Annotated in this window: 21 protein-coding genes; all 21 read left to right on the top strand. The window is 37.3% G+C overall.

Annotation, left to right across the window (positions count from 1 at the left end):
- Positions 1-4: 4 nt before the first annotated feature.
- Positions 5-346, top strand: a complete 342-nt coding sequence (locus NRE15_RS08305; protein ID WP_313792428.1) for a PspC domain-containing protein — start codon at positions 5-7, stop codon at positions 344-346.
- A 15-nt stretch (positions 347-361) separates the two neighbouring features.
- Positions 362-688, top strand: a complete 327-nt coding sequence (locus NRE15_RS08300; protein WP_313792427.1) for a phage holin family protein — start codon at positions 362-364, stop codon at positions 686-688.
- A gap of 142 nt (positions 689-830) precedes the next feature.
- Entirely contained in the window at positions 831-1,769 is a 939-nt protein-coding gene (hprK, locus tag NRE15_RS08295) for an HPr(Ser) kinase/phosphatase (protein ID WP_313792426.1), read from the top strand.
- 1 nt (position 1,770) lies between these two features.
- Entirely contained in the window at positions 1,771-2,598 is an 828-nt protein-coding gene (gene lgt, locus NRE15_RS08290) for a prolipoprotein diacylglyceryl transferase (RefSeq protein ID WP_313792425.1), read from the top strand.
- Positions 2,599-2,625: 27 nt separating this feature from the next.
- On the top strand, positions 2,626-3,684 hold the full coding sequence (locus tag NRE15_RS08285; RefSeq protein ID WP_313792424.1) for an NAD(P)H-dependent glycerol-3-phosphate dehydrogenase: 1,059 nt from the start codon (positions 2,626-2,628) through the stop codon (positions 3,682-3,684).
- A gap of 129 nt (positions 3,685-3,813) precedes the next feature.
- Positions 3,814-4,707 carry a thioredoxin-disulfide reductase gene (gene trxB / locus NRE15_RS08280; RefSeq protein ID WP_313794973.1) on the top strand — a complete coding sequence of 298 codons (894 nt, stop codon included), beginning with the start codon at positions 3,814-3,816 and terminating at the stop codon, positions 4,705-4,707.
- 207 nt (positions 4,708-4,914) lie between these two features.
- A complete protein-coding gene (locus NRE15_RS08275) occupies positions 4,915-6,636 on the top strand; it encodes a phospho-sugar mutase (RefSeq protein ID WP_313792423.1) in 1,722 nt (573 codons plus the stop codon).
- Positions 6,637-6,824: 188 nt separating this feature from the next.
- Positions 6,825-7,712: an RNase adapter RapZ gene (rapZ, locus tag NRE15_RS08270; protein WP_313792422.1), complete on the top strand. Its 888-nt coding sequence runs from the start codon at positions 6,825-6,827 to the stop codon at positions 7,710-7,712.
- Positions 7,709-8,743 (top strand): gluconeogenesis factor YvcK family protein, encoded by a 1,035-nt coding sequence (locus NRE15_RS08265; RefSeq protein ID WP_313792421.1) that lies wholly within the window; start codon positions 7,709-7,711, stop codon positions 8,741-8,743. Before rapZ ends, NRE15_RS08265 begins: the two co-directional genes overlap by 4 nt.
- 11 nt (positions 8,744-8,754) lie before the next feature.
- The gene (gene whiA / locus NRE15_RS08260) at positions 8,755-9,678 is read left to right on the top strand and encodes a DNA-binding protein WhiA (protein ID WP_313792420.1); all 924 of its coding nucleotides are present in this window, start codon (positions 8,755-8,757) and stop codon (positions 9,676-9,678) included.
- A 93-nt stretch (positions 9,679-9,771) separates the two neighbouring features.
- Positions 9,772-10,197: a single-stranded DNA-binding protein gene (locus NRE15_RS08255; protein WP_313792419.1), complete on the top strand. Its 426-nt coding sequence runs from the start codon at positions 9,772-9,774 to the stop codon at positions 10,195-10,197.
- A 200-nt stretch (positions 10,198-10,397) separates the two neighbouring features.
- Positions 10,398-11,111 (top strand): response regulator transcription factor, encoded by a 714-nt coding sequence (locus NRE15_RS08250; protein WP_313792417.1) that lies wholly within the window; start codon positions 10,398-10,400, stop codon positions 11,109-11,111.
- Positions 11,111-12,532 carry a sensor histidine kinase gene (locus NRE15_RS08245; RefSeq protein ID WP_313792416.1) on the top strand — a complete coding sequence of 474 codons (1,422 nt, stop codon included), beginning with the start codon at positions 11,111-11,113 and terminating at the stop codon, positions 12,530-12,532. The genes NRE15_RS08250 and NRE15_RS08245 overlap by 1 nt, the downstream gene beginning before the upstream one ends.
- 215 nt (positions 12,533-12,747) lie before the next feature.
- Positions 12,748-13,881 (top strand): hypothetical protein, encoded by a 1,134-nt coding sequence (locus NRE15_RS08240; protein ID WP_313792415.1) that lies wholly within the window; start codon positions 12,748-12,750, stop codon positions 13,879-13,881.
- 102 nt (positions 13,882-13,983) lie between these two features.
- A complete protein-coding gene (locus NRE15_RS08235) occupies positions 13,984-14,682 on the top strand; it encodes an NAD(P)H-dependent oxidoreductase (RefSeq protein WP_313792414.1) in 699 nt (232 codons plus the stop codon).
- A gap of 2 nt (positions 14,683-14,684) precedes the next feature.
- Positions 14,685-14,873 carry a hypothetical protein gene (locus NRE15_RS08230; RefSeq protein WP_313792413.1) on the top strand — a complete coding sequence of 63 codons (189 nt, stop codon included), beginning with the start codon at positions 14,685-14,687 and terminating at the stop codon, positions 14,871-14,873.
- 256 nt (positions 14,874-15,129) lie between these two features.
- Positions 15,130-16,749 carry a peptide ABC transporter substrate-binding protein gene (locus NRE15_RS08225; RefSeq protein ID WP_313792412.1) on the top strand — a complete coding sequence of 540 codons (1,620 nt, stop codon included), beginning with the start codon at positions 15,130-15,132 and terminating at the stop codon, positions 16,747-16,749.
- Between the two features lie 108 nt (positions 16,750-16,857).
- Entirely contained in the window at positions 16,858-17,787 is a 930-nt protein-coding gene (locus tag NRE15_RS08220) for an ABC transporter permease (RefSeq protein ID WP_313792411.1), read from the top strand.
- A gap of 1 nt (position 17,788) precedes the next feature.
- Positions 17,789-18,715 (top strand): ABC transporter permease, encoded by a 927-nt coding sequence (locus NRE15_RS08215; RefSeq protein ID WP_313792410.1) that lies wholly within the window; start codon positions 17,789-17,791, stop codon positions 18,713-18,715.
- 10 nt (positions 18,716-18,725) lie between these two features.
- Positions 18,726-19,787, top strand: a complete 1,062-nt coding sequence (locus NRE15_RS08210) for an ABC transporter ATP-binding protein (protein ID WP_313792409.1) — start codon at positions 18,726-18,728, stop codon at positions 19,785-19,787.
- Entirely contained in the window at positions 19,762-20,703 is a 942-nt protein-coding gene (locus tag NRE15_RS08205) for an ABC transporter ATP-binding protein (protein WP_390887123.1), read from the top strand. Before NRE15_RS08210 ends, NRE15_RS08205 begins: the two co-directional genes overlap by 26 nt.
- The last annotated feature ends 93 nt before the right edge of the window (positions 20,704-20,796 follow it).

The following is a 20,796-nucleotide window of genomic DNA, read 5'->3' as shown; positions in this document are numbered from 1 at the left end:
CTTTATGAAAAATGGTAAAAGACTGTATAAATCATCAACTGATAAACAAATTATGGGTGTATGTGGTGGGTTAGGCGACTATTTTGGAATTGACCCAACTATTATCCGTGTTATATTTTTAATTTTGTTCTTTACTTGGGGCACTGGCTTCCTTCTCTATTTGGTTTTAGGAATCGTGTTGCCGTATGACTATCAAGTAAGTAATGTGACACGTAAAACAGATTCAAATAATCGGACCAATCCTTTTGGAGGGTTTGGACAACCTAACCCAAGTAATAAAACGAGACGTGATGTAACTCCCGAAAAAGATTCATCTGATGATGAAAGTAAGTGGAGTGACTTTTAACTAAGGAGGACACCCATGAGTATTATTATTAACGCCTTTATCTTTTTAATCTTAGCAGCTGTTATACCAGGTATTACCATCAATAGCATTTGGTCAGCGCTAGGAGCGGCCATTGTGTATGGGATTTTAAGTTTTTTAGTTGAACCTATTTTGAAATTTATTACCATACCGCTAAATTGGTTAACCTTTGGAATTGTCCACTTTTTACTTAGTGGATTGATACTCTATATGACAAGCGGATTGGTTGGGGGCTTTAGTATATCATCCTTTTGGGTTGCGCTATTCGCCTCAGCCATCTTAGGTTTATTACAATCTGCCTTTGCTTCGCGTAGAGACCTTTAAAAATAAATACCCTTTTAGACGCAACTCTCTCTTTTTTCCATAAGATAGAGTTGCGTTTTTTAGCTATATATTTTTTTAAATAGTCAGTGGCTGAATTCTATGATACCATCAATGTACAAAGATAAGATGATGGAGGAGAATAATGACAAATAGTGTAACGGTTGAGGAACTTGTTCAAACTTTAGATATTGAATTTGCCTACGGAGAGGAATTTAAAGAACGGAAAATTACGTCGAGTGAAGTTGCTCGCCCGGGATTAATATTAACGGGCTATCATGAGTTTTATGTGTATGATCGTATTCAATTAATTGGGAAAACAGAAATTAATTATATTAACTCAAAGACCAGTGAAGAACGTACTGAGATTTTTAAAGTCTTATGTCGTGAAGAAACACCCGCAATCGTTATTGCGCGCCAAATTCCGGTTCCTAAAGAACTTATCCCCATTGCTCAAGCCTGCCGTATTCCTATCCTTACGGCACGCTCAAAAACCAGTCGTGTTTTAGCTAATTTAACCAATTATCTTGAAGGGAAATTAGCTGAGCGACTTTCAAAACATGGTGTTTTTGTAGAAGTTTTTGGTCTAGGGGTTTTGCTAGTTGGTGCTAGTGGTGTAGGTAAATCAGAAACGGCTTTAGAATTAATTCAAAGAGGACACCGTTTAATCGCTGATGATCGGGTCGAATTATACATGATTGATGAATTAACGCTCATTGGGGAAGCACCAGAGATTCTACGCCATTTTCTAGAAATTCGTGGCTTAGGTATTATTGATGTGATGAGTTTATATGGTGTAGCTGCTACACGTTTATCGAAAAAACTAGAATTAATTATCGAGTTAATTTTAGATGATGGAACTCATGAGTATGACCGCTTAGGATCCCAGAGAGAAACTGTTCAAATTTTTGAAGTGAATGTCCCCAAAATTAAATTACCGGTTAAAACAGGTCGTAACTTAGCGGTTATTATTGAATCAGCTGCTATGAATTATCGAGCACAAGTGATGGGGTTTGATGCGACAGAATCATTTAATAGCAAATTGGATGCATTAATCGCGAAAAATCAACAAGAGGATATGTAAAATGTTAGATTTAACTATTGTAGGACAAATTGATCCAGTGGCTTTTCGTTTATTAGGATGGCCAGTAAGATGGTATGGCTTATTAATCGGTTTAGGTATGGTTATAGCTTACGTTATGGTTATGCGTGAAGCTAAACGTAAGCAAATACCGGAAGAGAAGATGTCCGATATTCTTTTTTGGACGATTATTTTTGGCTTTATCGGGGCTAGAATATACTATGTCATCTTTCGATTAGATTATTATTTGGCCAATCCACATTTAATCTTACAAGTTTGGCAAGGTGGTATCGCTATTTACGGTGGTATTATCGGAGGGGTTATAACGATATATGTGTTAAGTCGTCGTTATGGCGTTAAATTTTTTGATGTGCTTGATATTGCCGCTCCAGCCCTTTTGGTAGCACAGATTATTGGGCGTTGGGGTAATTTTATTAATCAAGAAGCCTACGGTTATGAAACGAGTCGTACATTCCTAGAGACGTTACGTATACCGGAATTTATTATTAATCAGATGTATATTGATGGCAGTTACTATCATCCAACTTTTTTATATGAGTCATTATGGAACTTGGTTGGCTTAATCATTATTTTGATTTTAAGAGAGAAGAAGCAGTTCTTTAAAGAAGGTGAAGTGGCTGCGACTTATATTGTTTGGTACGGCCTTGGGCGTGTTTGGATTGAAGGGATGCGGATGGATAGTTTATATTTAGGTCCATTACGTGTTTCCCAATGGTTGTCCGTCGTTCTCGTTATTGCTGGGATTAGTTTTATGATCTATCGACGTAAAACACAGCCGGATTTACCTTACTATTCAGATAATCGAATTTGATAGCTAGGATTGAAAGGAGGTAAAACAGTGAAAATAGCTGTTTTAGGAACAGGGTCATGGGGGAGTGCGTTAGCTAAAGTTTTAGCTGAAAATGCGCATACGGTACAATTATGGGGAAGAAATACGGAAGTTGTTGCGTCTATTAATCAGCACCATAAAAATGAACAATACTTAGGCGATACGATTTTACCCCATTCTATCAAGGCTACAACCAATCTTGAACACGCGTTAGAAGGTGTGGACTTAATTTTAATCGTAGTACCCACGATAGCGATTCGGAGTATAAGCCAAGCCGTTGCGGTTTATCTCAAAAAGAACCCAGACCATCAACCAATTCTTGTCCATGCCACAAAAGGGTTAGAATTAGATACCCATTTGCGTGTTAGTGAGATTATAGAATCAGAAATTTCTTCAGAATTGTACCAAAGTTTAGTTGTTTTGTCTGGTCCAAGTCATGCAGAAGAAGTTGCTCGTCGGGACATAACAACGATTACAGCAGCTAGTCATGACTTAGAAGCTAGCGGAATAGTTCAAAAAGCTTTTATGAATGATTATTTTAGAGTTTATACCAATGAAGATGTCATAGGGGTTGAATTAGGTGCCGCCCTAAAAAATATCATTGCTATTGTTGCGGGCATAAGTGCTGAATTAGGCTATGGTGATAATGCCAAAGCAGGATTGATTACACGGGGTTTAGCCGAAATTACGCGTTTAGGAGTCGCCTTAGGAGCGGATCCTTTAACCTTTAGTGGATTAAGTGGTGTAGGTGATTTAATTGTGACCTGTACGAGTCCACACTCACGTAATTGGCAAGCCGGTAAATTATTAGCTCAAGGCTATTCCATGGATGAAGTGAATGAAAAAATCAAAATGGTTGTCGAAGGCTTTACCACAACGAAAGCGGCCTATGAATTAGCCCAAAAGCAAGGTGTTGAAATGCCTATTACGGAAGCTCTTTATCGCTTATTGTATGAAGAATCGGATATCAGGAGTGGTTTAAGTGGGTTGATGAGTCGTGTTGGTAAACAAGAAGCCTCATTAGAGCAACATTTAGGTAGTCAAGAAGCACATGAAATAAGTCACTAGCCAAATAAAGAAATTTTTTTATAATATACAAATGAACGTTTGAATATGGAGGCCAATAAATTGACAGTAACAACAAATAAAGAACAAATTGAAACGGATGTAATTATTATAGGCGCAGGCCCTGGAGGTATGACGGCAGCTTTATATGCCTCGCGCTCTAATTTAAAAACGATTATCATTGAAAAAGGCGCACCAGGGGGTGAGTTGATTAATACGGCAGATGTCGAAAATTACCCCGGTTTTAAACTCATCAGTGGCCCCGATTTAGCTACGCAAATGTATGAAAGTTCCTTAGCCTTTGGCGCAGAACATGTTTATGGTGACGTTTCACACATCGATATTCAAGATGGGATAAAACATGTTCATACAGCTGATAAAATTTATCTGGCACCTGTAGTAATCATAGCGACAGGCTCGCATCACAGAAAATTAGGTGTAAAAGGGGAAGAAAAGCTGAGTGGACAAGGTGTTTCTTATTGTGCGGTTTGTGATGGCTTTTTCTTCCGCAATCGTGAATTAGTTGTTGTCGGCGGAGGAGATTCTGCCGTTGAAGAAGGTAACTACCTCACCCAATTTGCGAATAAAGTGACAATTGTTCATCGCCGGGATGAATTACGGGCACAAAAAGTTTTACAAGACCGTGCTTTCAACAATCCAAAAGTGGAATTTATTTGGGATAGTGTCGTTGAAGAAATAAAAGGCGATCTTGCGGTTGATGCTGTTCAAATTAGAAATATCAAAACGAATGAAGTGTATGATTATAAAACGAATGGCGTGTTCATCTACATCGGTCTGGTACCTAATTCAGCCATTGTTGAAGGCTTAGGTATTACGGATGACGAGGGTTGGATTATTACGAATGAATCAATGGAAACAGGTATTCCAGGTTTATATGCCGTCGGTGATGTTCGCCAAAAACACTTACGCCAAATAGCTACAGCTGTCGGAGATGGTAGTCATGCGGGACATATGGCTTACCAATATATTGAATCTCTAAAAGATCAAACCGCCCAAGTTCAATAAAATCTTAATAAATATCACTGCGCCGAATCGTTTATCGAGTAAATACAACTAAACGATTCGGTTTTTTTGGTTAGTGCTGTATCTAACCGTATTAAAAGTAAAAGGTAAAAATTTTCCAGCAAATTTTCTTATAATTCACAATACTTTTTGCTCATAGCATTAAAATAATGATATAATGAAAGCGTATAAGAAAGGTGGTTATGAAAAATGGAATGGCAAAAAAATTTGGAACATTGGCGTTCATTTGAAACACTTGATGCATCATTGAAGGAAGAACTAGCTAGTATCGTAGATGAAGAACAACTAAAAGACGCTTTTTGGGGTAACTTAAGTTTTGGAACGGCTGGAATGCGTGGAATACTTGGCCCGGGGACCAATCGCATGAACATATATACGGTTCGACAAGCGACCGAAGGGTTAGCACAGTTAATCGAAAAAAATGGTGAGAGTGCTAAGAAGCGAGGTGTAGCTATTGCCTATGACTCCCGCCACTATTCACCAGAATTTGCTATGGAAGCAGCGTTAGTCTTAGGTCAGCATGGAATTAAATCCTATGTATATGAAAGTCTAAGACCAACACCTGTCTTGTCATTTGCCGTTAGGTATTTAAAGGCTTTTGCTGGTATCATGATTACCGCAAGTCACAATCCTGCGGCTTATAACGGCTATAAAGTATACGGTGAAGATGGGGGACAAATGCCACCAGAAGATGCGGATAACTTAACCAAATATGTGACCGCCGTTGAAGATCCTTTAGCCGTTAAGGTAGGCGATAAGACCGATTTACTTGGCTCAGGGATGATTGAAATCATCGGTGATCGTGTTGACCAAGCCTACTTGGAAGCGATGAAAACCGTAACAATTGATCAAGAATTAATTCATGAAATGTCTGATAAAGTCAATATCGTCTATACTCCTTTACACGGAACAGGTTTGTATTTGGGTCTGAAGGCGTTAGAACAAATAGGCTTCAATGATATTCATATTGTAGAGGAACAATCTAAACCAGATGGGGATTTTCCAACCGTTAAATCACCTAATCCTGAATCAGACGCAGCCTTTGATTTGGCAGAAACTTTAGGAAAATCAGTGAAGGCTGATATTTTATTGGCTACAGATCCTGATGCAGACCGACTGGGTGCCAAAGTTTTAACCGCTACAGGCGATTACCAATTATTAACCGGTAATCAAATTGCATCGATTATGTTGGATTATATTTTAAATGCCAAAAAAGCAAAAGATGACTTACCTGACAATGGTGTAGCGGTTAAATCAATTGTTTCAACCAATTTAGCTGATGCAATTATAGAAAGTTTTGGACTGCAAATGGTTGAAGTTTTAACAGGCTTTAAGTTTATAGCTGAAAAAATCCAACAATATGAAGATACAGGCTCACACACATTTATTATGGGGTTTGAAGAAAGTTATGGTTATTTAATTAAACCGTTTGTACGGGATAAAGATGCGATTCAAGCGCTCGTTTTATTAGCAGAGCTGACAGCTTACCATAAGAAAAATGGTCGTACATTAGCTGATGCATTAGATGACATTTATCAACAACATGGTTATTTCTACGAAAAAACCATCTCGGTTGATTTCCCAGGGATTACAGGCCAAGAAGAGATGAAAGCAATCATGGCAAAAGTCAGAGATGAATCATTAGATAGCATTGCCGATATTAAGGTAGAGAAAAAAGCCGATTATCTCTCAAGAGTGTTGACACTAGCAGATGGTAAAGAAAAAGCTATTAATATGTCACCATCTGATGCTTTGAAATATACGCTAGAAGACGGTAGCTGGGTGGCATTTAGACCAAGTGGAACGGAACCTAAAATTAAACTTTATCTTGGAGCGGTTGCACCAACGAAAGCTGAAGTTGAAGCAAAGGCCCAAGCCATCGAAGAAGCTATATTGAAAATTACACAATAAAGCAATCATTTACAAGCTGAATCAAGCGTTTGTCATACAAACCGATGATTCAGCTTTTTTGTATAAATATTAAGAAAGATTAATATTTAAAACAATTTTGCTGATTGCTTATGGGGAATTACGCCGAACAAATAAAAATATGATATACTTATACCATGCGTATGCTAAATAAAGGAGTGAGTGCGTTCATGGCAGATACATTAGAATTAGTCATCATTACAGGTATGAGTGGGGCAGGTAAAACAGTGGCTGTCCAAAGTTTTGAAGATTTAGGCTATTATTGTGTCGACAATATGCCTCCTAGCTTATTGCCAACTTTCTGGCAACTAATTAAAGAAACAGGTAAAATTACGAAAATTGCACTAGTCATCGATTTACGTTCACGCGATTTTTTCCAAGAACTACAAAATATCATTAACACAATGGATAATACTCAATTTATTACGACACGTGTTTTATTTTTAGAAGCCAGCGATGATGCATTAGTTTCACGTTATAAAGAAACACGACGTAACCACCCTTTGGCCACTGAAGGCCGTTTGCTTGAAGGCATACAAAAGGAACGCGAACTATTAAAAGATTTGCGGAATCAAGCGCAAATTGTTGTCGATACGAGTAATATCTCGCCGCGTCAGCTTCGTGAAATGATTACTGAAAGATTTGCCTCAGAAGATTACACGACGTTTCATATTGAAGTTATTTCATTTGGCTTTAAATATGGGGCTCCCATCGATGCTGATATTGTGATGGATGTACGTTTTTTACCGAACCCACATTATATTGCTGAATTAAGAGAACAAACGGGTCTTGACCAAGCGGTATATGATTATGTTATGCAACAACCTGAAACGCAAACATTCTATGAAAAATTTATGGATTTAATTGAGTTTTGCCTCCCTCATTATAAAAAAGAAGGAAAATCTTCTGTTACGATTGCTATTGGCTGTACAGGTGGAAAGCATCGTTCCATCGCTTTAGCGGAACGTATTGGCAAACGATTAAAAGACGATCAATATATTGTCAATATTTCTCATCGTGATCAGTATAAGAAGAAAGAGATTGTAAACCGCTCATGAAAGAAAATAATCATAATAAATACCGCTATAAAGTTGCAGTGATAGGCGGTGGTACGGGTTTACCCGTTATTTTAAAAGGTTTAAAAAATATCAACGCTTATATTTCAGCTATTGTGACGGTAGCTGATGATGGGGGAAGTAGCGGTGTTATTCGTGACTATATAAATGTGGTTCCACCTGGTGATATTCGTAATTGTATGTCTGCTTTATCCGAACTAGATCCTCAATTAATTGAATTATTTCAATATCGTTTTAATACAGATGATGATTTCTTAGGTGGACACGCGATTGGGAATTTATTAATTGTGGCTTTAAATGAATTAACGGGTGATCTTAGTTCGGCCCTTGAGTATTTATCTGATATCATGCAAGTAAAAGGTCAGATTTTACCTGCTGCCCAAGAACCCTTAGTCTTAAATGCCTTGTTTGAAGATGGCACATTAGCCATTGGTGAATCAAAAATTGCCAAACACCGCAAAAAAATTCAAGAAGTAACGGTAACCACCACCAAAGGCGAGGAAGCCATTCATGCTTCTCCTAAAGTAGTCGAAGCAATTTTAGAAGCTGATATGGTCGTTATCGGCCCAGGCAGTTTATATACGAGTATCTTGCCTAATTTAATGATTCAGGACATAAAAGATGCCGTGAATCAAACGGAAGCTGAAGTGGTTTATATTTGTAATATCATGACACAATTAGGTGAAACGGAAAATTTTACCGATGCTGATCACGTTGAAGTTTTACATCAACATTTAGGTCATCCGTTTATTGATACGGTCTTGGTTAACACAACAGAAGTACCCAATGATTATATTGTCAATCAGAAAAATGAAGAATATTTATTACAAGTTAAGCATGATTTTATTGGCTTACGTAAAGAGGGCTGTCGGGTTATTTCTAATAACTTTTTAAGTATGAAAGATGGCGGTGCCTATCATGATACAAATAATGTGGTTTCTGAGTTGGCTCATTTATTAGAAACGACGAAATTAAATCGCATAGCAAAACAAAAAAATATTAAAGAAGCATAGGAGAGGTAGAAATGGCAACCTTTGCCTCTGAAATCAAGAAAGAATGTACTTTGTTAGAGGTACATAGAGAACATGCAAAAGCAGAATTAACAGCCCTTATCCGCATGAATGGGGCTGTTAATATTTATCAACAACAAATGATTTTAAATGTCCAAAGCGAGAATGCTGCCATTGCTCGAAGAATTTACACTTTAATGAAGGATCATTTTAAAACGGATGGCGAATTAATTGTTAGACGAAAAATGAAGTTAAAAAAGAATAATGTCTATATCGTCCGTTCGCGTCATCAAGTGCCTGAAATGCTTCAGTCGTTAAATATTATGGATGGTAATGTATTAAGTATGGAAGTTTCTGATGATATTATGCAAAATGAACAAAAGAAACGCTCGTATTTAAGAGGGGCGTTTTTAGCGGGTGGTTCAGTCAATAATCCGGAAACAAGTAGTTATCACTTAGAAATCTATTCGAGTTATGAGTCACATAATGAGGATATTTGTCAAATGATGAATGATTTCAATTTGAATGCGAAGACCATCCATCGTCGTAATGGTTATATTACTTATATCAAAGAAGCAGAAAAGATTTCTGATTTCTTAGGTATTATTGGAGCGAATCGGGCGTTATTGAAATTTGAAGATGTGCGTATTGTACGTGATATGCGTAATTCAGTGAATCGCTTGGTTAATTGTGAGAATGCGAATCTTAATAAAGTAATCGATGCCTCGCAACGCCAGTTAGAAGCCATTAAACAAATTGATGCGCACCAAGGAATATCTACGCTACCAGATAAGTTACGCGTGATGGCACAATTTCGCTTAGAAAATCCTGATCTAAGTCTCAAAGAGCTGGGCGAACAGATTCCTGGAGGACCTATTTCTAAGTCGGGCGTTAATCATCGCTTGCGCAAAATCATTGAAATTGCGGATAAAATCTAAAGAATTTATTAAATATCAAGTTTTTTAAAATAAAAAAGTGGAATTCGCTCTTTTTAGTGTATTTATTAGTATAAACATTAAAGGAGTGATTGGATGAATCATGTCATTTTAATCGGTCGACTTACCCGCCCGGTCAATTTGAAAGAAGTAGGCACCACAGGTTTAGTGGTTAATAATGTTATTGCTATTAGTCGCACGCATGGAAACAATAATGGAGAAGTTGTCACGGATTTTATCCCTATTATTGCTTGGGGGAGACAGGCACAATTGTTAGCACGTTTCTGTCAAAAAGGACACCGTGTCGGTATATACGGCCGCATGCAAAGCCGAAGCTATAAAAATGGCGAAGGCAAAGACGTTTATGTCATCGAGTGTTTAGTCAATGATTTAACGTTACTTGAAAAACGACCGGATAATGGCTCAAAGGATCGTAAGGAGCAAGTTAAAAAGGAAGAACCTAAGCAAGATACAGCCCCAATTGAAAATACAGTCCAAGAGCCAGTTGCTACGTCTCAATAAAAGAAATCCTAATCGAAAAATAATTCTTTCAATGCATAAGTAATTTCCTTCAATAAAAAGCACTCGAATCGCTGACAAGGTTATTCGAGTGCTTTCATCATCCATACAAAATTAAGAGACAACTTCAATCATTCAAATTTTTAGTGGAAATGGTGTATAATAGGTATAAATATTTGAAAAAATGGATAAAGGAGACGACCATGAATATATTAATGATTGAAGATAATGAATCAGTTTGCGAAATGATGTCAATGTTTTTTGAAAAAGAAGCATTTACAGCTAGTTTTTACCACGATGGCGCAGAAGGCTTTGAAGCCTATCGTAAAGAACCTAATATATGGGATATAGTTATATTAGATTTGAATTTACCATCTATGGATGGGATGCATATTTGTCGCGAAATGCGGAAGATATCGAAAGAAACACCCATTATCATGTTAACCGCCCAAGACTCAGAGAGTGATCAAGTGATTGGTTTAGAAATGGGGGCGGATGATTATGTAACTAAACCATTTAGCCCGTTAACGTTGTTAGCGAGAATGAAAGCTTTGCATCGACGAGCCCATGTTGTACCTGAAGCCAGTGAAAATTTAGTCGAAGGCGATTATAATGTTGTGACAGATTCAGTGAAAATAAATACTGTTACACGTGAAGCCGTCTATTTAGACAAACCGATTGAAAATCTCACGCCTAAAGAATTTGATTTATTAGTGATGTTTGCTAAAAATCCACGGCGTGTATTTAGTCGAGAACAATTACTTAAAAGTATTTGGGAAGATCCTTTCTACGGGGATGAACGGACCGTTGATGCCCACATCAAAAAGTTACGTCAAAAAATCGAATTGGTTGGCCCTCAATTAATTCAAACTGTATGGGGAGTGGGTTATAAATACGAAGAACCAGGTGATAATTAATGAAGGTTCTTTGGCAACAGATTTTAGGTATTCTGTTGGTCTTACTGATTGCTTTAGGGATTAGTGCGTATCGTGTTTCTTCATATATGCAAAATCAAATCTTTTTATCAAGGCAAACCCAATTAATTAATTATGGACAAAATATTATTTCGAATAATTTTACCCGGGATGATTTAGAGAGGGCTTCACTGCTTTTAGCAAGTGAAAATATCGAAATTCAAGTTTATTTATCGGATGGGCGGATTATTTATCCAACCTATGATCAACGCTATAATTCTAACTTATCGCAAGAAAACCTTGAGTCGATTAGAAATGGATCAATATTAGGACTCAGTAGTACACAACGCTATGTAGAAACGGGAGAAGTCGTTGAAATGGCTACGGTCTTTTTACCGATTACCTATACAGGCGGTGAGTTTCCTGCTGGCTTTGTAAGTCTTGGAGCACCCTTAGAACAACTTAATGAGCAAGTTCAATCGATGCAAGAGAACATCATGGTAGCCATGGGCATTGCTAGTGTGTTTGGGATTTTACTCGGTGTTATATCAGCCTTATTTCAAACACGGAAAATTAAACGTTTGCAAAATGCTACTAGGCAAATTAGTCAAGGCAATTATGACATTGAAATTGATACCCGCGGTCGTGATGAGCTAGGGGATCTAGCAAGGGACTTTCAAGAGATGGCTGTTTCTTTAGATGAATCCCAAAAAGAAATTAAACGCCAAGAAAATTTAAGAAGACAGTTTATGATGGATGCAGCCCATGAAATGCGTACCCCATTGACAACGATGAGTGGTTTGTTAGAAGGTTTAATGAATGATATGATTCCTGAGAATCAACGTGAAAGAAGTTTAGAACTTATTAACAAAGAAACCCAACGCTTAACGCGCTTAGTTAATGAAAATTTAGACTATGAGAAAATACGTAGTAATGAAATTGTATTGAAACCCCAAAAAATTGAAGTTAAAAAGTTGTTGATTCAAATTCAACAACAATTACAAAGCAAAGCCAACGAAAAAAATAACACCATCCAAATTGAAGCAGCCGATAATTTGGTCATTTGGGCTGACAATGATCGCATTGTTCAGATTTTGATTAATCTGGTAACAAACGCTATCCAGTTTACTGATAATGGAACAATTATTATGCGAGGTAAACAATTAGACCAAGCGGTACAAATTGAAGTAATCGATAATGGTATAGGAATTGACCAAGATCAACTTAAGAGTATTTGGGAAAGATTTTATAAGGTCGATATCTCACGGAAAAATACCAAATTTGGTGAATCAGGCATTGGCTTAGCTGTGGTTCAATCCTTAGTAGAAGCGCATAATGGAACGATAACGGTTGAAAGTGAATTAGGCAAAGGGTCTGTTTTCAAAATAGAGCTACCTTTACCCCCAGAAGAACCAAATAAATAACTAAATAGCACCTTTTTATGAAAAAAATATCTTTCATAAAAAGGTGTTTTTACTTATTGTTGCAATTGACGGTTAAATAGCCTTTTCGAAGGTATTTATTTGAAGGGAATTATTAAATTTTCGGAAAATAATTAAAATACTGTGACAAAGCTACAAACTTGGTGGTTTTAGTGATACAATTAACAATAATTATTATAGTTAAAGGAGCAAGTTTAATGAATAATGCGGTAAAAGGATTAGTATTGGCTGCTTTGGTGGTCGTCCTTGTTCTTGTACTAAGATTTTATTCTTTTCGTGAATCGCAAACTATTGCGGAACAGCCTGTTTTTACTGAGAGTTCTATTCAAACCAATGAACCTAACTTGAGCGAACTGTATCAAGATGAAAATGCTAGAGATTTTTTACGAACTGATATTACACTTGAAGAAATTGATGCGATTGAAGCTGAAATTGTAGCGGCTGATGCAAGTCAATATGAAGAAGAAATAGCTATTATCAGAAACAAATTTGAGGCACAAACGGCTGTCAATGACTTATTTGAAGGTGAAGAAAAAGCCATCAATGGCGATCAAGTTATTGAAAATTTACCACTTAAAGAAAATTTAACCTTAAAACAAATTGAGGAAATTATAGCGGAATATTATTTTGATGGCACAGATGAAACCCAAAATGCCTCCTTAAATTTTTGGCAAGTTTCGATTGTTTCAGCCCAAGAAGAAGCTTCATCAGCTGATGTCGCTGAATTAGATGCCTTTGAACAAACGATCAATCGCTTATTAGACTATGTTAATAACCGTATTGAACAATATCAACAAGCAGTGGATGCCTTAAAAGATGTTAACGCCATTACGATTGAGGATGGCCAAATTGGTGTGATTGGTCAAACAATGCGGAATTTTGAAATGTTATTAGAAAAAGTTGAAGAAGAAAGTTATCACACTAAATTAGAAGAGGATGCGACAACTTATGTTGACCGTTTTATTGATGAAATTAGTGTCTTAATTGCTGAAATTCCTGGCTATTATGATTTGGTTTTAGTGGCGTTAGAACCGTCTGAATTATTGACACAAGCCTTAATTGCGAATCAAGATCAATTTGAACTAGCTAGTTTAGAGGAGGAAGAAACAACTGAAATTGAGGTAGCTTCTAGCGAAGAGGAAGTCTATCTTCCACCTGTATATAGTGAGCCAGAATATTCATGGTCAGAACCATATTATCCACCTGTTTCAGAACCACCATATTCAGAACCACCTTATTCAGAGCCGCCTGCTTCAGAACCACAATATTCAGAGCCGCCGATTGATGAGTCACCTAGTGAAGACTTACCAGAAACTAATACTGGAGAATAATGATTTATTATAAAAGCAATGTATAATCCATAAAACGGTTATTCATTGCTTTTTTTTGATATAATCAATTTTAGTAAATATGTATAGAAAGGGGCTAAATTCATGAAAACAATAGTGTATATAGCTCACCCAAATGTTAATGAATCAAGTAGCCATCAGTTTCTATTGAGCTCTGGAAGAGCGTTAACCGATGTCACATATGTTGATTTGACTAAAGAGTATATGGAGCATCAAGCGTTTGATGTGAATAAGGAACGAAAACGCCTTGTCGCTTATGATCAAATAATCTTTCAATTCCAGCTGTATTGGTACCAAGCCCCAGCCATTATGAAGCACTGGATGGATCAGGTTTTCAATCATTCTTATAAGGACTATGCCTTTATTCAACAATTAAAAAATAAACGTTTAGGTATTGTCTTGATTGCTGGAGTGAAAGCGTCGGCTTACCAACCCGGTGGAACAGAAGGACGTGTTATTTCAGACTTGTTATCACCCTATGAAGTATTTGCACGACATTTTGAAATGAATTATTTAACCCCTTTTACTCTTCACCAATTTAATTATTTAACCGAATTTCAGAAAATGACTTTAATGGTACGTTATGCCTGTTATTTAGAAACAGGTGCAAGTGATAGTTTTAGAGTTTTACAATCCTATCTCATTAATAAATTAAAACAGTTAAATGCGAATAATTTAGCGTTGACAGATGAGGAACACATGGTGTTTGAGATATTTATTCAACAATTAAGCGATCAAGCTGATGAAATTGATGAGTTATACACGATAACGGAGGAGTGGTGAGTGTGAAGTCAGAAAATCCATGGGAGGCTACTTTTTTGGAAGGTTGGTTGGAAAAAGCTAAAGACTATCCAACCAAAGCTTTATTAACCGTGGCAGTCAAGCAATTGTATCCGGAACAAAAAAATCGTCTTGAAAAACAACAAGGCTTACTTGATGGTTCTGCCTGGAGCCCAGATAGTTGGAAAAATTGAATAAGCCAAACGTCATGAGTATTTGATAATTGTGAAACCTCAACCTAGCTGAGGATGTTTCCCAGTTGTTTTAAATGCTCTTTTTTTGGAGAATTTTTCATGCGATTTACACAGTGTGCAAAAATGTTTATTAAAATTCAATGAAAACATTGACAAAAGATGAGAAAAATATTATATTTCATTTATTCAAATATAATGTTTGATTTGTTAAATGTCTTCAATGTTTAAGTGGTGTCAAAATTAAAGGGGGAATTCCATGAAAAAATTTCTTAAACAGACAATTGCCTTAAGTGCTGCACTTTTATCATTCTCAACAGTTGGTTCTGTATTTACGACTGTTTCTGCTCAGGAAGAGCAAGTTTTAAATTTAGCTATTGGTTCTGAGCCACCAACGATTGACCCAGCGTTAGCAACGGACTCTACGTCTGGTGCCATTATTAAAAATGTTTTTGAAGGGTTGACTCACTTAGCGGCGGATGAAACCATTCAACCTGGTGTGGCTGAATCATGGGAAATGAGTGAAGATGGTCTTGTCTATACATTTACACTTCGCGAAAATGCGGCTTGGTCAAATGGGGATCCAGTTACAGCCAATGATTTTGAATATGCCTGGAAACGCGTATTAAATCCTGAAACAGCTTCACAATATGCATCAATTATGTTCATAATTGATGGGGCAGAAGCTTATAATTCAGGTGAAGGCGATGCTGACAGTGTTGGAATCACGGCTGTCGATGAGCGTACGTTAGAAGTTACCTTAGCAAACCCAACAGCTTATTTCTTAAGTCTAACTGCTTTCTATACCTTTATGCCAGTTAATCAAGCCGTTGTAGAGGCTGATCCAGATTGGGCTGCGGGTGCCAGTGAAGGTTATGTAACCAATGGGGCTTTCTTATTATCTGAATGGAACCACAATAGTGATTATGTTTTAGTTGATAATGAAAATTATTGGGATAATGAAAATGTAGCGCTTGATGTGGTTAATGTTCAAATTATTGAGCAAGAATCAACCGCTAACGCTGAATACCAAGCAGGAAATCTTGATTATTTAGGTTCACCATATAGTACCGTATCCTTAGATGCGATTGATTTGTATCGTGCCAATGATGAATTAAATACGGCTCCATATGCGGCTATCTATTGGTATAAAGTGAATGTGACGGATGAAGTGATGTCAAATGTAAATATTCGTAAAGCGTTAGCTTTAGCAATTGATCGTCAAGGATTAGTTGATAACATTACTAAAGGTGGTCAGTTACCAGCGATGAGCTTAGTGCCTCCTACAGTTGCTGGATTTGAAGAAGATCCAGGTTATTTTGCAGATGCTGATTATGCAGGGGCACAAGAGTATTTAGCTACTGGATTAGAAGAATTAGGCTTATCTGATCCAAGTGAATTGACCATTAACATTTCGATTAACACAAGTGAAGCGCATGCTACGGTTGCTCAATTTATCCAAGAAGGATGGGCTCAAAACCTAGGTATTAATGCAACTATCGACAATACTGAATGGCAAGTATACTTAGATAAAGTATCTGCTCTTGATTATCAAGTAGCACGTTTAGGTTGGATTGCAGACTACAATGATGCTTCTTCATTCTTAGATATGTACCGTACGGTTGATGATGGTAACAATGATACAGGTTGGAGTAATGATGATTATCAAGCCTTAATTGATAGTGCTCGTGCTGAAACTGACCCAGAAGCAAGAATTGGTATTCTAAAAGAAGCAGAGGCATTAATGATGGGAGAAATGCCTGTAATACCAATCTACTTCTATGCTAATAACTATGTTCTTAAACCAACTGTTCAAAATATGTCTCCAGATGCGTTAGGAAATATTGATCTAAAAAATGTTTCTTTATCCGCTGAATAGTATCAAGCATATAAGACACTTAACAAGGACAAAAACTACCCATCGCGGGTAGTTTTTGTGCGTATAGGTAGAAACGCACAAAAAAAACATTTTTACAAGGAGGTTAATATGGCAAAATATATTTTAAAACGTACGGGCTACATTTTAATTGCTCTCGTCGTCATTATTACAGCAACTTTTTTCCTCATGCGACTTGCGCCAGGTAACCCATTTGCAGGAGAGCAACAAACAATGACGCCAGCGATTCAAGAACAGTTAAATGCAAAGTATGGCTTGGATAATCCTTGGTACGTTCAATATTGGAATTATTTAACAAATATTTTTCGTTTTGATTTTGGCGAATCAATGAAATATCGGGGACGTTCAACGAATGACATGATTGCTGAAAGTTTTCCCGTTTCACTTGCTTTAGGCGGGCAGGCATTATTAATAGCTGTAGGATTAGGTGTTCTTTTAGGGGTTATATCAGCTATGTACCATAATAAAGCCGGTGATTATATCGCAACTATTATAGCGGTATTAGGTATATCTATTCCGTCATTTATTTTGGCAGGTTTATTGCAATACTTTTTAGGCTTAAAATTAGGCTGGTTCCCTATTTCAGGTTGGAAGAGCTATATGCACACCGTTCTTCCTTCTATTGCGCTTGGTTTAGGGTATATGGGGAATATTGCTAAGATGACACGCTCAAGTTTATTAGAACAGAATACCTCGGAATATGTTAAACTCGCAAAGGCTAAGGGTTTACGGAAATGGGGGATTGTGTTTAAACACTCATTACGAAATGCCTTATTACCAGTCGTGACCTATTTAGGACCTCTTACAGCAGGTATCGTGACGGGGAGTTTTGTGGTGGAAAATATTTTTGCTATTCCAGGTTTAGGACGGCATTTTGTATTAAGTATTAATAACCGAGATTACACGGTTATTATGGGGACAACCGTCTTTTATTCCATCTTACTTTTATTTGCTGTTTTAATCGTGGATATTCTTTATGTGATGATTGATCCTCGGATTAAATTGGAAGGAGCTGATTAATATGGAATTACAACAAGATAATTTAACAGCTCAAGATTTCGAAGTTGTCGGAGGTCGTGATGAAGAAACAGATATCCTTGGACAAAAGACCGTTTCTTTTTGGTCAGAGGTATTTAATACCTTTATTCGAAATAAATTAGCGGTTTTTGGTTTAGTCGTTTTAATTATTGTCGTTTTAATGGCAATTTTTGTACCAATAGTCTCTAGATATTCCTTTAGTGAACAAACAGGCTTTTATAATACCCCTCCTAATCGAGATTTTTGGTTTGGGACAGATAATTTAGGTCGGGATGTGTTTGTACGGAGTTGGGTTGGAGCGCGTATTTCGTTACTCATTGGTCTTTCAGCGGCTGCCATCGATTTAGTTATCGGTGTTTTATGGGGGAGTATCTCCGGCATGGTTGGCGGAAGAGTGGATAATGTCATGATGCGTATTGCCGATATTTTAACGGCGATTCCTTATTTATTAGTAGTAATTATGTTATTAGTTGTTATGCAACAAGGTCTTTTACCGATGATTGTGGCTTTGTCTATTACAGGCTGGGTTAGGATGGCTCGGATTGTTCGTGGTGAAGTTCTAACTATAAAAAATCAAGAATATGTTCTGGCTGCTAGAACGCTAGGGGCTAGCAATTGGCATTTAATTAGACGCCATTTAATCCCTAATGCTATGGGATCAATTATCGTTACCATGACGTTAACCATTCCTGGAGCAATTTTTACTGAATCATTCTTATCCTATATTGGATTGGGTGTAACACCACCTATGGCAAGTTGGGGGACGATGGCTTCTGAAGGTAATGAGGCTATTATTACAGCTCCTTGGCGTTTGATATTTCCAGCCATTTTAATTTCAATTACTATTTTTGCTTTTAATGCTGTGGGTGATGGTTTACGCGATGCCCTAGATCCTAAATTACGTAAGTAGAGGTGACACAATGAATGAAACCATTTTAGAAGTAAAAAATTTACATATTTCATTTAAAACCTTTGCTGGAGTTGTTCAAGCTGTTCGAGGTGTCGATTTTACTTTAGCAAAAGGTGAAACACTAGCCATTGTAGGTGAGTCAGGATCGGGCAAAAGCGTGACCAGTAATGCCATTATGCAATTAGTTCCTATACCTCCTGGTCGCTATGATGCCGGTGAGATTATTTTTGAGGGGCGTAACTTGCTTGAGCTTAACGATGACGAAATGTCTAAAGTTCGCGGGAATGAAATTGCTATGATTTTTCAAGACCCCATGACTGCCTTAAATCCAACGATTAGAATTGGTAAACAAATTGTTGAGGCCATTAAAATACATGATAAAAAAATATCTAACGAAGCTGCAAAACAAAAAGCGATTGAATTATTAGAGGAAGTAGGTATCCCTAATCCTGAAAAAAGATATTTACAATATCCCCATGAATTTTCTGGTGGTATGCGGCAACGGGTGGTCATTGCGATTGCCTTAGCGGCTGAACCTAAATTATTAATCGCAGATGAGCCTACGACAGCCTTAGATGTGACAATACAGGCACAAATATTAGAGTTAATGAAAAAATTACAGTCAAAAAACAATAACTCGATTATTTTTATCACCCATGACTTAGGCGTTGTGGCAAATGTAGCGGATAAAGTCGCTGTTATGTATGCAGGCCAAATTGTAGAATATGGTTCTGTTAATGAAATCTTTTATAATCCTAAACACCCTTATACATGGGGGTTATTGGGTTCCATGCCTGATATGGATAGCTCCAATAAAGAAGAGCTGTATACCATTCCAGGTGCACCACCGAATTTAATAAATCCGCCTAAAGGTGATGCCTTTGCAGCTAGAAATCGTTATGCTTTAGCCATTGATTATGAAAAAGAACCACCTATGTATAAGGTAAATGATCAACATTACGCCAAAACATGGTTGCTTCATCCTCAAGCACCTAAAGTTCCTGTTCCAGACGTCATCCAAAAACGGATTGAGCGTTACCTTGCTTATGAAGGAGTTGAAACCGGTGAGTAAGAAAAAATTACTAGAAGTTTCTGGATTAAAACAATACTTTGGCAAAGCATCCGCTCCGATAAAGGCTGTCGATGGGATTTCCTTTGATGTTTATGAAGGTGAAGTCTTAGGTTTAGTTGGCGAATCGGGGAGTGGCAAGTCGACTACCGGACGTTCAATTATCGGCTTATATGACATTACGGAAGGTGAAATTCGTTATGATGGCCAAGTCATTTCGACACGTCAAGACAATCAATCACGCAAGGCTTTGGCTAAAAACATGCAAATGATTTTTCAAGACCCCTATGCTTCATTGAATCCACGGATGACGGTCAGTGAAATCATTGGGGAAGGTTTTGACATTCATGGAATGTACAAAAATAAAAGCGAACGCCGTCAACGTGTAGGCGCTTTACTTGAAGAAGTAGGGCTTAATCGAGAACATGCTAACCGCTATGCACATGAATTCTCTGGCGGGCAACGTCAAAGAATTGGGATTGCACGGGCGCTCTCGCTTAATCCCAAATTCATCATAGCCGATGAACCTATCTCGGCCTTAGATGTCTCCATTCAAGCACAAGTCGTAAACTTGTTGAAAAAGTTACAAAGAGAGCAAAATCTAACCTATTTGTTTATTGCGCACGATTTATCGATGGTAAAATATATTAGCGATCGAATTGCGGTAATGAATAATGGTAAAATTGTGGAGTTGGGACGTTCAGAAGATATTTATAATAATCCCATTCACCCCTATACCCGCTCACTATTATCAGCCATTCCAAAACCTGATCCAATCAGTGAGAGTAAACGTCAAAGAATCCACTACACCTATCAACCGACGGATGACGCTGTTGAGACATTTGAAATATCAAAAGATCATTATATATTCGCCTCAGCGTCGCAACACCAACAATGGATGCAAGAAACCCAAAAATAAATATCTATGCATAAATAAAGCAGTAGATTCTCCCTCAAAGAGAAGCTACTGTTTTTGTTGAGATCCAAATTAGTGTAAACCTTTCCGTCTTCT

The sequence above is a fragment of the Fundicoccus culcitae genome, from assembly GCF_024661895.1.
Lineage (GTDB): Bacteria > Bacillota > Bacilli > Lactobacillales > Aerococcaceae > Fundicoccus_A > Fundicoccus_A culcitae.
This window is presented reverse-complemented; position numbering and strand designations above follow the sequence as displayed.